Source organism: Pseudocnuella soli (genome assembly GCF_004347775.1).
Taxonomy (GTDB): Bacteria; Bacteroidota; Bacteroidia; order Chitinophagales; family Chitinophagaceae; genus Flavisolibacter; species Flavisolibacter aquaticus.
In genome coordinates this window covers 3062636-3075261 of the sequence record NZ_CP037755.1, presented here as the reverse complement: position 1 = coordinate 3075261, position 12626 = coordinate 3062636, and the positions used below count along the sequence as shown (strand labels likewise).

General features: G+C 48.8%; 12 protein-coding genes. 4 read left to right on the top strand and 8 right to left on the bottom strand.

All coding sequences use genetic code 11. The features are described from left to right. The 6 genes from EPD17_RS12530 to EPD17_RS12505 all read right to left on the bottom strand — a co-directional run bounded on the left by EPD17_RS12530 (position 1) and on the right by EPD17_RS12505 (position 6028). Positions 1-1416: a PP2C family protein-serine/threonine phosphatase gene (locus EPD17_RS12530; protein ID WP_132054675.1), complete on the bottom strand. Its 1416-nt coding sequence runs from the start codon at positions 1414-1416 to the stop codon at positions 1-3. 132 nt (positions 1417-1548) lie between these two features. Next, positions 1549-2502 (bottom strand): hypothetical protein, encoded by a 954-nt coding sequence (locus EPD17_RS12525; RefSeq protein WP_132054673.1) that lies wholly within the window; start codon positions 2500-2502, stop codon positions 1549-1551. Between the two features lie 74 nt (positions 2503-2576). Continuing rightward, positions 2577-3077 carry a hypothetical protein gene (locus EPD17_RS12520; protein ID WP_132054671.1) on the bottom strand — a complete coding sequence of 167 codons (501 nt, stop codon included), beginning with the start codon at positions 3075-3077 and terminating at the stop codon, positions 2577-2579. Between the two features lie 205 nt (positions 3078-3282). Beyond that, positions 3283-4023: a metallophosphoesterase family protein gene (locus EPD17_RS12515; RefSeq protein ID WP_132054669.1), complete on the bottom strand. Its 741-nt coding sequence runs from the start codon at positions 4021-4023 to the stop codon at positions 3283-3285. Positions 4024-4111: 88 nt separating this feature from the next. Then, positions 4112-4858: a nucleotidyltransferase gene (locus EPD17_RS12510; protein WP_240040606.1), complete on the bottom strand. Its 747-nt coding sequence runs from the start codon at positions 4856-4858 to the stop codon at positions 4112-4114. 189 nt (positions 4859-5047) lie between these two features. After that, positions 5048-6028, bottom strand: coding sequence for a phenylacetate--CoA ligase family protein (locus tag EPD17_RS12505; protein ID WP_132054667.1), 981 nt, complete (start codon positions 6026-6028; stop codon positions 5048-5050). Between the two features lie 171 nt (positions 6029-6199). Between EPD17_RS12505 and EPD17_RS12500 the strand changes: the two genes are divergently transcribed. The 4 genes from EPD17_RS12500 (at position 6200) to EPD17_RS12485 (ending at position 9224) form a co-directional block, all read left to right on the top strand. Continuing rightward, positions 6200-6658 (top strand): hypothetical protein, encoded by a 459-nt coding sequence (locus tag EPD17_RS12500; protein ID WP_114233989.1) that lies wholly within the window; start codon positions 6200-6202, stop codon positions 6656-6658. A 3-nt stretch (positions 6659-6661) separates the two neighbouring features. Next, positions 6662-7528: a UbiA prenyltransferase family protein gene (locus EPD17_RS12495; RefSeq protein WP_132054665.1), complete on the top strand. Its 867-nt coding sequence runs from the start codon at positions 6662-6664 to the stop codon at positions 7526-7528. Positions 7529-7602: 74 nt separating this feature from the next. After that, entirely contained in the window at positions 7603-8730 is a 1128-nt protein-coding gene (locus EPD17_RS12490; protein WP_114233991.1) for a M42 family metallopeptidase, read from the top strand. Between the two features lie 119 nt (positions 8731-8849). Beyond that, positions 8850-9224 (top strand): hypothetical protein, encoded by a 375-nt coding sequence (locus EPD17_RS12485; RefSeq protein WP_123893310.1) that lies wholly within the window; start codon positions 8850-8852, stop codon positions 9222-9224. A gap of 68 nt (positions 9225-9292) precedes the next feature. On the opposite strand, the gene lon is transcribed toward EPD17_RS12485, so the two are convergent. Both lon and EPD17_RS12475 read right to left on the bottom strand, forming a co-directional pair. Beyond that, the gene (lon, locus tag EPD17_RS12480; protein WP_240040605.1) at positions 9293-11689 is read right to left on the bottom strand and encodes an endopeptidase La; all 2397 of its coding nucleotides are present in this window, start codon (positions 11687-11689) and stop codon (positions 9293-9295) included. 296 nt (positions 11690-11985) lie between these two features. Further along, positions 11986-12576 (bottom strand): porin family protein, encoded by a 591-nt coding sequence (locus tag EPD17_RS12475; RefSeq protein WP_114233993.1) that lies wholly within the window; start codon positions 12574-12576, stop codon positions 11986-11988. Between the last annotated feature and the right edge of the window lie 50 nt (positions 12577-12626).

Here is a 12626-nt window from a genome sequence, read left to right as displayed (position 1 = left end):
TTAGCGGGATAAGGTGTCGGCGGTGAAAAATACAGAGTCCTTAATGGTCAGGTTGTGCGGACTGTTGACGGGAACCGAGGCCCCGTGTTTTACCGGCACGGCGCAATTGAGGAACTGCACATTTTTGAGCCGGACGGTTTGTTGGCCGATTTGCAAACCAACAGTAAATCCTTCGAACACTACGTCTTGCAATATTGTTAGTCTGTTACCTGGCATTAACGAAATGGCAGCACCTTTGAATTGCTCGGAGGCTTTGAGGTGCATGCCGTTTCCATTGATGAAAGCTGTGTCCAGCGCAACTTTCAGCGAATCAGCCAACACAACAGGTTGTGCAAGTGTGTAAGCCGGAAGGTCCAATGTGTCGCCGTTGTTTGCAGCAAACAAACGGGCCAATTGAGCACCTTCTTCGGTGCCCGCCAGTTCAGTGGTCTTTGGTGCCGGGCCATTTTGCCGCCACAAAACAAAGATGAGTGCAATGGCTAAAACTGTTGAAAGTAGTGCCAATGCAATCACCGTGTTGCGTCCACTTCGTTTAGGCTTAACCGTTTCTTTTATTGGCTGATTTTGTGCTGGCGTTACTGAAGCTGCGCTTTTGGCCGGTTCCGGCTTTTTTGGCGCACGTTCCTTTGGTGCTGCTTTTTTTTTAGGTTTCAGGGCACGCTGCTTTTGTGGCTGGCGGCTGTGCTGGAGCAATACCACCGTGATGTTGTCTTTACCGCCTTGCTCGTTAGCGGCCTCAATCAAAGTCATTGCCTGCTGTTGCAGTGTGTCGCCGGATTCGAGCACCTGCACAATGCCTGCCGCAGGCACCAGGTCGGTGAGCCCGTCGCTACATAGCAGCAACACATCGCCCGGCAAAAACGGCGAGCTGCCAAAATCAAAATAGTCGCGTTTAAGATTGGGTTCAAAGCCAAGCGCTTTGTCGATCTCGTTTCTTTTTGGGTGGGCCAACGCTTCGGGTTCCGACAGCCGGCCGTTGTCTTCGAGGAAGCCAACAAATGAATGATCCTTTGAAACTTTTACAAGCGTACCATCGCGAAAAAGATACAGTCTCGTGTCGCCCACATGTATGTAGTGCAAACTATTTTCTGCTTCGTTTACCAACACCAACGTAGCCACGCAGGCCATATCGGCCAATGCTGGCGCCTGTCGTTTTTCCGCAATGATTTTTTCATTCGCCGCCATCATGGCTTCCAGCATCATCGTTGGCACATCACCGGATGGTATGCGCAAATAGTCGGGCAATACTTGTTGGGCAATGGCTGCTGCCACTTCGCCGCCTTCGTACCCGCCTACGCCGTCAATAACGCAGCCGGCGAGGTAAGCGCCACCCAGCACGGGTTGCACAAAAAATGCATCTTCATTGTTTTGCCGCATCCGGCCCACATCGGTGGCCCCGAAGTAATGTTTACTCATGGGTGCGGTGTGTCTTTTTTATATCGCGGAAATGTGCGGCCAGCAGCAATACAACAATTGCTAAGAGCGCTATGGGCAAATACTCCATGCAGGCAATTTTATGCGGTAAAACGTAAACGCGAACGATGCGGATTATCCTTTATACAGGTTGATGCCTACAATGCCATTCAACACCATACGGCTGTTCACGGGCACTTCGGTCCAGGAAGGTTGCGTGGCCGGGCTGCGTTTAATTTCCTGTTCGTTCACCATTGTTTTTTCACCAAACGACGCTACGTAAAATTTATCTTCCTGCCGGTTAAAACGAATGCGCAGGTGCGGCGTGTTGACCCATTCAGACGGCACTTTAAAAATGTTGCCCGCTTCCCTTGTTTCATCTTTCCCCGACACGACAATTTCTTCGTCCTGCATCAGGTATTCCAGTTTTTTGCCGGCAAATGCTTTATCGGGTAAAATGGTTTCTAACCTCGCCAATGCCGACGAAGGATGGTTGCTGATCTTGCGGCTGTCGTATTGCAGGTCTTCGGTGTATGGCACTTCGTAATAGCCTTCGCTGTAAAAATTAAAGCCCTTGAGTATTTCCGGGTTGATGTCAAACGTTTGCGCAATGCCTGTTTGCCGCGGAATAAAAGTAACCCGCAAATTTTCGCTGGCACTGGCCGAACTACCGGGCAACAACTTGCCGATGAAACCCATGTCGCCACGGGCATAGTCGGGGTGCGATACAAAGCGAAATACCCATTTTGATGCAGAAGGTTCTACCGTTTTGCCACCGGACCGCAGGTTTTTCAATTCTTCGTAAAAACCGCGTACTGCTTCCTGGACAATCAGGCCGAAGATGCCTTTTTTATTGTCCATAAAATCTTTGTAATCCTCGGTGTTGAAGGATACAATGTATTCGTGAAAAAACACCACCCGGTTGGCAAAAGAAAGCTGGCCGATTGATTCTTTGAATTTAGCACCAATGTATTTAAACACATCATTAGGCGTAAGCGCCGGCGCCTGGACGGTAGTATGTTCGGGATCTTTTTTCAGGAACCATTCGTGCAGGCCCATGCGTTGCCAGATGGAAGCTTTTTGTTTCATAACAAAGGGATTGGCTTAAAGATACTTCGGGGTTACTGCAACTATAAATTGAAGTTCGATAACCATAAGGCCATTTATAAAAGCGTTTTTGATTCATTCACCACGCAGTTCACCAACTGCATCATCTGCTCCTGCTGCTGATCGTTCAAGGCAATTTCAAACTCGGTTTTATTGGCGCCCACAAACTTCATGCTCACAATCTTTTTGGTGGCCAGCCGCTGCAGGATGGACGGCGTAACCGTCTGGTTTTTGTGGGTAAAATGAAACAGGCCCTCGCAGTTCATCGAACCGGTGTTTTTAAACGTGCTTTTGAGTTTGCCACCTTCAAAGGTCACTACCACGTTCGACTGGTCATCGAAACACTGGCCGTCGGCATTGGGAAAAGTGAAGAAAAAATCAATCTCTTTTTTAGTGCCATCCAGCGACAACTGGAACCGCTTGGTAGTTTTGAAAGAAACAAATCCAGTGGTTACTTTAGGCTCCTGGCTAAATTGGTCCTTTTCTTTTTTAACAGGGCAATCCTGTGCCGATCCGACCATCGGCAGGAACATTAACAAGATAAAAAGTTGCTTCATGTGGGGTAACATTGAACTAAAAATAGATAAACGCAGATTTACCCCAGTAATTGTTTGTGTTAAATGTGACGCAAGGGCGGTTAAATGGTACGAGCAGGGAAATGCGGCTAAGTAAAATTGAAAAGTAAAAAGTCAAATTGTATGATAGAGGTATTGCCCCGCCTTTTGAATTTTGCCTTTCTAATTTTGAATTCTTATCGTTAACCTACACATCGAACAGGTAATACGGTGTTTCCATTCCTTCTTTTTGCAAAATATGTCGGGCAACATTAAATACCTGCACCGTGCCGTTGATGGAGCTTTGCAATGTACCCACATGTGCATGGCCATGAAATGCAGCTACCACTTTTCTACGGGTCAGTGGCTCGGCCAGCCGCGATGAACCTAAGAATGGAAAGATGGCTTCCGGCTCACCAACAACGGTGTCCTTGATCGGAGCGTAGTGCATCACCGCAATCTTTTTAATCCCTTCCCGTTCAGCGTCGAGCCGGGCCAAGGCACGGTCCAGGTGCAGTGCTTCGTCAACCGCTTCCTGCACAAAGGCCTTCATGGCGCCTTCGCCAAATATGGATAACATATGGTTATCGAAGCCGCCGCCAAAACCTTTCACACCGGCAAAGCCAATGTCTTCCAGGATCACCGCTTCGCCATCGAGCATGTGCACACCTTCTTTTTGCAACATGGATCGGATCAGTTTGTGGCGGCCTTTTTCATAATCATGGTTGCCTAAAACAGCCACTACCGGGATGGTGCAGGCACGCAGCTCTTCGGCCAAAACCTGTGCCTCGCCTTCATCGCCGGTATCGGTAAGATCGCCGCAAATAACGAGCACTTTGGCTTCGGTGGAAACGCGTTTAAAACAATCCACCCATTTGCCTTTGTCGTTTTCCCGAACATGAATGTCGCCTACTGCAGCTATGCGAACTTTGCCGTTTTGTTCTTCCATGCCTGTATGTTTCATTATCTATCATCGATGAGCGGTTTTTTTGAAACCGAATCATCAATAACCTGTAATCAATGATCTTTAGCGCCGCTTACACCGTTTTAATGGTGCATACTTTATAATTCCATTCTTTAATATCCACCTGATATTGCGTTTGGTCGATGATGGGACCGCGGCAAACCTTTTCGGTTGGCGATGGCAAATCATATTGCTCCCGTGCCCGTTCCATCAACTCTTCAAACAGCCAGCGCGGAATGATCTCGTGGAATTCGGATGGGTATACAAACTGAAACGAAAGAATCTGCATCAGCAGCAGGTGCCAATGCGGGTCCATGCGAAATAGGAGCCGTTTCCAATCCAGCTTTTTACCCCATTTCAATAAAATGTGGTTCACGTCCGAGCCATCAAACCGTTCCCTGTTTTGCACATAAATTTTACACCAAACCAATTCCTCGGCCGGCAGCACTTTCACTGTTATGTTGCCAAACGCACACTCGGTTGCATGTTCGTACCAAGTATCGTCTACGGTGCAAATATTATTGACGGTGTTGAAGATGATGTCGATGTAGTGCGGCCCATCAAACACTTTCGCCAGCCAGCGTACATCGGTGAGTTCTGTTTCAAAACCCTTGCTGGCAAAATGTTTCAGGATGCGTGGATATTCGCTGGGTTTGCAAAAAACATCCAGGTCTTTCATATCGCGTTCAATACCGGTGTACTGGTACAGGGCAAAGCCGCCGCCCATCATAAACTGGGCTCCGCTTTCGGCAAGCCCCTCCAACGCTTCTTCATAAAAAGCCCTTGCCTGCAGCTTTTGTTCCTCGGTTACAATCATCATGGCTCACAATTTCTTTTTTTTCAAATGTCCACTCCATGGGCAAGGCCGGGGTACAAGACCGTCATGGTTGCCGTTCGGTTAGGAAGGAACATATTAAAAGAAACGTGCCAGAAATAAGTTCACCGGTTGGCATGCAACGAGCTATAATACCGGCCAGCCAAGTTTTTTACCAAACATTTTTACCGAAAGCTAAATGGCCAGCAGGCTGCAGCCGCGGATGTCGGTATTGTCCATGCGGCCCAACACCTCAAACTGGCCCGATGGATGCAGTCGTGCCACATCTTCGGTAGCAATAAATGCGCAGGAATGTATATTGGCCAGGTCGATGATGTTGAGGGCACCGGTGGCAGGTTTCGCCGTTTCGAAATGTAGCGCAAAAGGGTCATCCTCTTCCCGCAGCACCGCTTTCATCCAGTGCGGCGTTTGGAACTGGCCGTCGTGTTTGGCATAAGCCTGCGACAGTAATTCGGTCATGCCGTATTCAGAATGAATTTGCTCCAAGTGGAATGCATTTTTTAAAATGCCGTGCACCTCGCTGCGGAGTAATTCTTTTTTGCGGCCTTTCATGCCGCCGGTTTCCATAACAATGGTGTGCCGCAACGGTTGCGGAAAACGTTCAGCAAAATCGAGCAACGCGTAGGTGACGCCAAGCAGTAACACAGGCTGCCCCGCAGCCTCCAGTTGGCGCAGCGTCTGGTCCAGCCGCTCAAAATCATACAGGCAAAACCCGCTTTGCGGATGCCCGCTCCATTCAATCAGCTTTTCGGACATGTACACCAGCGACGAGCCGCTGCGCTCCAGGTAATTGGGCAAAAGCCCCAGCACGCAATAGTTTTGCGCCGGTCCATAAAAATGCTCAAACGCAGTGCGAAAGCTTTGTTCGTATAATTCCACGAAGGGGATATAATGGTAGCTGGTGTTGGTGCCGGTGGTGCCGCTTGACGAGAAAACAACCTGTGGCCGGTAGGCACCGGTTTGCACGGCATGCGTCTTGAACAGCGATATGGGAAGAAAGGGGATTTGGGACAGTTGGCGAACTTTGTTGGGATCGCAATTTATAGCCTCGAGAAAACGTTGATATACCGGATTTTGGGCCGCCTGAAACTGGAACAGGGCAATTGCCTTTTCATCGAAACTAATAGCTGGGTTAAAAACAATATCCGGCGTCATGACGGGCAAAGTTCGGTAACCGACGCAAATAGTGTTCAATGCTTTTTCGATTGTTAAATAGCTGCCGTTGCACAAATGGGATGCAACGTTGTTTAGTGGCGGCAGGTCACGTTTTTATATAGCGCTCCAACGCCGAATAAGATTAAATTTGAACCAGCATAATACAAATACATGAAGGCAGTATTAGGAATCTTTGCAGCAGGTTTGTTGCTTGTAGCCTGCGAAAAAAACAACCTGGAGACCAAGCCGGAAATTGAAGTCAAATCGATCAGCACTGAACAAGTGCCCATTGGCGGCAACCTCATTGTAACGCTTGAATTCCGGGACAAGGAAGGCGATGTAGACGACTCGGTAACCATTATCCGCAAACGTTTGAATGCAAGGGATATCGATGCGCAGCCTTTTTCAAGGCGCTTCAAAATTCCGCCGTTTCCCGATAAAACCACCGGAGAAATGGATGTGTCGCTTTCCTGGGCACAGTTCTTAACGCTGCAAAACAGCCCGCTGCGCATACCCGGCGAAAACCGCAACGAGAACGATACCCTGCAATTAAGTTTTTCGGTGCGTGATGCGGAAGGCAACCGCAGCGATACGGTTACCATTGATCGGAATATCATTGTAATCCGGTAAGCTTTGGCGCTTGCAACTATTGGATTGCTGTTGAAAAAGCTGGTGCGCTTCGTTGTATTCACCAGCTTTTTTTTGGCCCTATGTGCCGTGGCGATGGTGTACCTCACCTACCTCGTTTTTCATCTCCAGCCAGATTATTTATTCCTGGCTTTTACATTTTGCGGCACGCTGTGCAGCTATAATTTTCACTGGTACCTCACGCCGCAATCGTACAGTGGTTCCAAAAAAGCGGCCTGGTCGGTGCGCAACAAAAACCTGCACCTGGCGCTGTGTATTGCCGGTGGTTTAGGCGCTGCTTTTTTCGGTGTGCAATTGCTGCAGCATTGGCAATGGCTTACTGCCACTGCTTTTCTGACCTTTTTATATTCGGCGCCGCTCATTCCGCATCCGGCGGCGCGGTGGCTGCAAAAAATAGCCATTGGCAAAACGCTTTTCCTGGCATTTGCGTGGACGCATATCACTTCGCTGCTGCCCATTGTGCTGCAACAGCCAATCATTTCTGATGTAGAAGTGGTTTACGTGGTGCAACGCTTTTTCCTGATCTACAGCATCTGTATTTTATTTGATTACCGCGACCGCGAACAGGACCTACGCCAAGGCATTCGTAGTGTCATCACTGCATTTGAGCCGGCCGGCGTGCACCGTTTCTTCTGGGGTAATATCATTGCACTTTTATTATGGAGTGTTGCGCTTTTTTATTTTCACTTTCATTGGACAACTATAGCAGCGCTGGCGCTTCCGGGCATTGCGGTCGCTGCGCTTTTTGATTACAGTTTGAGCCACCCCGGCGATTTTCTGTTTTATGGCGTGCTCGATGGTCTCATGGCACTATCATTGCCCCTGCTCTTGCTGTTTCAATGGTGGCTATAAGCAACCGTTGTTTCCAGCCTCGAACCCGTTTGGGCAAAAATTGTTTTCTACATTTGACCGATAAATAAAAGGACATGGCAAAAGCTAAAAAGATAGCACAGGCAGCAAGCGATACCGGCGTGTTGACAGCAACATCCATGGAGTTTTTCCGCGATTATATCAACAACCCTTCGCCTGTTGGTTTTGAGGCAGCGGGGCAAAAATTATGGCTCAATTACCTGCGCCCCTATGTGGATGAAACCTTTACCGATCCTTACGGAACGGCTGTGGGTGTGATCAACCCGGGCCAGCCGTTTAAAGTAGTGATTGAGGCGCATGCCGATGAGATCAGCTGGTTTGTCAATTATATTACGGCAGAAGGGTTGATTTACCTGAAACGCAACGGCGGCGTGGACCACCAGATTGCGCCGGGACAGCGTGTATTTATACATACGCGTAATAATGGTTTGGTAAAGGCAGTATTTGGCTGGCCGGCCATTCACACACGGTTAAGCACACCCGATAAAGAGCCGACACCAAAAGTGGAAAACCTTTGGCTGGATACCGGTGCTCGCAGCCGCAAGGAAGTGGAAGAACTGGGCATACAGGTGGGCAACGTAGTGACCTACCAGGATGGCTTTGATGAACTGGCTTATAATTATTTTATTGGCCGCGCATTCGACAACCGCATTGGTGGATTTATGATTGCCGAAGTGGCCCGGCTGCTGCAGCAGGCCGGTAAAAAACTGCCTTATAGCTTGTATATAGTAAACGCGGTGCAAGAGGAAATTGGTTTGCGCGGCGCCGAAATGATTGCCCGCCGCATTAAGCCGAATATTGCGATCATTACCGATGTTACCCACGACACTTCCACCCCGCTGATTAACAAAAACATTGAAGGCGAAACGTCCTGCGGCAAAGGTCCATCGCTTTCGTACGGGCCAGCGGTGCACAACAAATTGCTGCACTTGGTGCAGGATGTGGCAGCGCAAAATGAGATCCCGGTGCAGTTGCGAACCGTGTCGCGGAGCACGGGCACCGACACCGATTCGTTTGCTTATGCCAACGACGGCTGCCCTTCGGTGCTTATTTCCATACCGCTGCGCTACATGCACACCACAGTGGAAATGTTGCACCGCAGCGATATAGAACAAACAGTGCGGCTGATGTACGAAACACTGCTCACACTGACGCCTGAAACTAACCTGAGTTATTTTGATTGATACAACGAACCGGAGCTTTTGCTCCGGTTTTTTATTTGCTGATTGTGATGGGGTTGGGTAAGGTTTTAACCCAAATTAACCGCTGCTGCCGCTACCTTACCGTATTAAAATTAAACACCATGAAAAAGTGGATTGCTTTAGCTGCGCTGACACTGGCGCTGACCACCACCGAAGCCCAGGCACAACCCGGCGGCGGCGACCCGGCAGCAATGCTTGCCCGTATGAAAGAACGCGTTAAACCCGAGTTGGTTGAGAAAGCAAAACTCACCGATGCGCAGGCCGATAAAGTTGTGGAGATACAATTTGAGTCGCGGCAGCAAATGCGTGGACTGCGTGAGTTGTCGGAAGACGACCGCAAGAAAAAAATGGAAACCATCCAGGCCGACCTGGATAAAAAGTACAAAGCCATCCCGCTGACGGATGAGCAGATCAAATCGGTAAATGCTTACTACGAAGAAATGCGCCGCAATTTTCAACAGCGGCAAGGCGGTTAACCGGCCGCAGCCAAAAACAAAAAAAGTTGCTTCAGGGCAACTTTTTTTGTTTTAAAACTTTTGTGCAATTACGGCATCAGGGCCTGCTCCAGCACCTGGCTCATGTGCCGCACATAATGAAACTTCATGCCTTTGATGTATTCCGGATTGATGTCCTGAACATCCCGTTCATTTTGCCAACAAAGAATCAATTCTTTTAAACCTGCTCGTTTTGCGGCCAGCACTTTTTCTTTAATGCCGCCCACCGGCAACACTTGTCCGCGTAAGGTAATTTCGCCGGTCATGCCCAAGTATGGCCGCACCTTCCTCCCGGTAACTGCCGATGCCAATGCAGTCAGCATCGTTACACCGGCACTGGGTCCGTCTTTTGGCACTGCACCTTCCGGCACGTGGATGTGCACCGTTTGGGTTTCAAATTTTTTCGGGTCGATGCCGTATTTTTTTGCGTTGGCACTTAAATAACTCAATGCCGTAGCCGCACTTTCTTTCATCACGTTGCCCAGATTGCCCGTAAGCCGCAGCTCCGATTTGCCTTCACTCATCGTTGCTTCAATAAACAAAATGTCGCCACCCACATAAGTGTACGCCAAGCCTACCGCAACACCGGGAATGGATGCCGCTTTGTACATTTCATTGCTGTAACGTGCACGACCCAAAATGCGTTCAACATCGGCCGGCGTAAGCGATGCTTTTACTTTTCCATTTAGCGCCAGGTCTTTGGCCACATTGCGCATGATGGCAGCAAGCTGGCGGTCCAGTTCCCGAACACCGCTTTCGCGGGTGTAATCCTGGATAATTTTTTCCAGCACTTTGTTGGTAATATTCAGCCGCGTCGATTTCAGCCCGTGTGCTTCTTTTTGTTTTGGAATTAGGTGGCGCTGCGCAATTTCAATTTTTTCCTCAACAGCATAGCCACTAAGTTCAATGATCTCCAACCGGTCACGGAGTGCAGGCTGGATGTTTTGCATATTGTTGGCCGTGGCAATAAACAGCACTTTGCTAAGATCGTATTCCAGCTCCAGGTAGTTGTCGTAAAACGTATTGTTTTGTTCGGGGTCCAACACTTCCAGCAGAGCAGACGAAGGATCGCCGCGATGATCAGAACCAACTTTATCTATTTCATCGAGGATGATCACCGGGTTCGATGTTTTCGATTTGCGAATGCTTTGTACAATGCGGCCGGGCATCGCACCGATGTATGTTTTGCGGTGGCCGCGGATCTCGCTTTCGTCGTGAATGCCACCAAGGCTCAGGCGCACATACTTACGGTCAAGCGCATGCGCAATTGACCGGCCCAGCGATGTTTTGCCAATACCGGGAGGACCGTAAAAGCAAAGAATCGGGCTTTTCATATCGCCCTTCAATTGCAGCACCGCCAGGTATTCCAGGATGCGGTCTTTGATCTTGTCCATACCGTAGTGGTCCTGGTCGAGGATTTCTTTCGCCCGCTTCAGGTCGTACACATCTTCGGAATATTCCTGCCAAGGCAGGTCCAGCAACAGGTCGAGGTGGTTGTACACCACCGAGTAATCAGGCGTGCTGGGGTGCATGCGCTCCAATTTTTCCACGCCTTTTTTAAACATGTCCCGCGCAGCATCGGTCCATTTTTTTGCGTCCGCTTTTTTGCGCATTTCTTTTAGCTCCAGGTCGTTGGCATCGCCGCCCAGTTCTTCCTTGATGCTTTTCAGTTGCTGCTGCAAAAAATATTCACGCTGCTGCTTATCGATCTCCGTTTTTGTTTTGGTGGTAACCTTGTTTTTCAATTCGGCAAACTGCAGTTCTTTTTGCAAAAATTGCATCAACAGTTCGGCACGTTCCCGCAGGTTGTTCAGCTCCAGCAGGCGTTGCTTTTCCTGCAGGTCGGTATTTAGGTTGCTCGAAACAAAGTGGAGTAAAAAAGAAGGATTTTCGATATTGCGTAAAATGATCGAAGCTTCCGCCGGGATGTTCGGCGACAGATGAATGATCTCGGCTGCAACATCTTTTATGTTGGAAATGTATGCTTCAAAATCCGGGTCGGTCGGCGCTGGCTCTTCTTCCAGCACCTGAATGGTGGCACGGAAATAAGGCTCCTCCGAAATCAGCGCTCCTACCGAAAAACGCGACTTGCCTTGAATGATAATGGTAGTGCCGCCATCGGGCATTTTTATTTGTTTCACAATGCGGGCCACAGTGCCGATGGACACCAAATCTTTAAATTCAGGATCTTCGACCGAACTGTCTTTTTGCGCCAGCACGCCAATAAGCTTGTTGGTTTTGTATGCTTCGCTTACTGCTTTGATGCTTTTATCGCGGCCAACGGTAATGGGCAACACAACACCTGGAAATAAAACGGTGTTGCGCAGGGGCAGCAGCGTCAACTCATCGGGAATGGGCTGACCATCGTTGCTATCCCCTTCGTTTTCATTTATGGGAATGATGGGTAAAAAATCCATGTCATCTTCGGGCTTGAGCAAAAAATTCACGCAGTTATATTTAAATGTGCTTTGTCCGGAAACCTGCAAAGGTAGGGCATCCGTTCAAGTATAGTGCCACGGGCGGATATCTGCAAGATTGGCAGGGAGATGGTTGAATGGTCAATCGTGAAACGTGAAACGTCAATGGTGAATAAACGATTGCGATTTGGTGTTTGCTGCAATGAAAAGATTTTACTGAATAAATATGTTCAATAGAAAATGCTACCGAAATCCGGTAGCATTTTCTATTAATCAATAAGCTAGCTCAATACTTCACGCACCATTCACTATGCAGCATGCATAAATTACAGCGCCAGGCCAACACTCAGTTGGATGGCTTCGTTGCGCCATTTGCTTTGCTCGCCAATGTCGTTGATGTTATTGAGGCCCACTACATAACGGCCCGAAACAACCACTTTGCTTAGTTTGATCTGGGCGCCGGCAGCCATTGAAAAGTCGCCGCCTTTAAATGCCCGCTTGCCATTTTCCAACAAGTTGTCGTCTTTGTTGAGCAGCACGCCAAATTGCGGGCCCGCCTGCAGCGACAGGAAGTTGCCAATGAATTTGTAGTTGAGCATGATGGGGATGGCCAGGTAATTCAGTTTTACATTGCCATCGCGTACCTCGCGAAAAGCTTCCTGGTACACGTTTTCAAAGTCGCTTTCAACTTTGGTTTGTGTTTGCTGGTACAGCACTTCGGGCTGCAGGGCAAACTTTTCGCCGAGGCCAATCATGGCAAAGCCGCCGAGTTGGTACCCATAGCGAAACTCCTGGTTAAAAGATTTGCCTTCGATTTTGGTGATGTTGGCGCCGCCTTTGATACCGGCCGTAAACTGGGCCATTGCAGCCTGAGTAAAAGTGAGCAGTGCAGCGAGTGTTAGCAACTTCAGTTTCATAAAAGATAGGTTTTAGTAACAACGCTCAATACTAATACCAACAATGTTCC

Excerpts from the sequence above, each read along its gene's own strand:
- EPD17_RS12530 (WP_132054675.1), bottom strand. The coding sequence starts at position 1,416 with ATGAGTAAACATTACTTCGGGGCCACCGATGTGGGCCGGATGCGGCAA.
- EPD17_RS12525 (WP_132054673.1), bottom strand. The coding sequence starts at position 2,502 with ATGAAACAAAAAGCTTCCATCTGGCAACGCATGGGCCTGCACGAATGG.
- EPD17_RS12520 (WP_132054671.1), bottom strand. The coding sequence starts at position 3,077 with ATGAAGCAACTTTTTATCTTGTTAATGTTCCTGCCGATGGTCGGATCG.
- EPD17_RS12515 (WP_132054669.1), bottom strand. The coding sequence starts at position 4,023 with ATGGAAGAACAAAACGGCAAAGTTCGCATAGCTGCAGTAGGCGACATT.
- EPD17_RS12510 (WP_240040606.1), bottom strand. The coding sequence starts at position 4,858 with ATGATGATTGTAACCGAGGAACAAAAGCTGCAGGCAAGGGCTTTTTAT.
- EPD17_RS12505 (WP_132054667.1), bottom strand. The coding sequence starts at position 6,028 with ATGACGCCGGATATTGTTTTTAACCCAGCTATTAGTTTCGATGAAAAG.
- EPD17_RS12500 (WP_114233989.1), top strand. The coding sequence starts at position 6,200 with ATGAAGGCAGTATTAGGAATCTTTGCAGCAGGTTTGTTGCTTGTAGCC.
- EPD17_RS12490 (WP_114233991.1), top strand. The coding sequence starts at position 7,603 with ATGGCAAAAGCTAAAAAGATAGCACAGGCAGCAAGCGATACCGGCGTG.
- EPD17_RS12485 (WP_123893310.1), top strand. The coding sequence starts at position 8,850 with ATGAAAAAGTGGATTGCTTTAGCTGCGCTGACACTGGCGCTGACCACC.
- EPD17_RS12475 (WP_114233993.1), bottom strand. The coding sequence starts at position 12,576 with ATGAAACTGAAGTTGCTAACACTCGCTGCACTGCTCACTTTTACTCAG.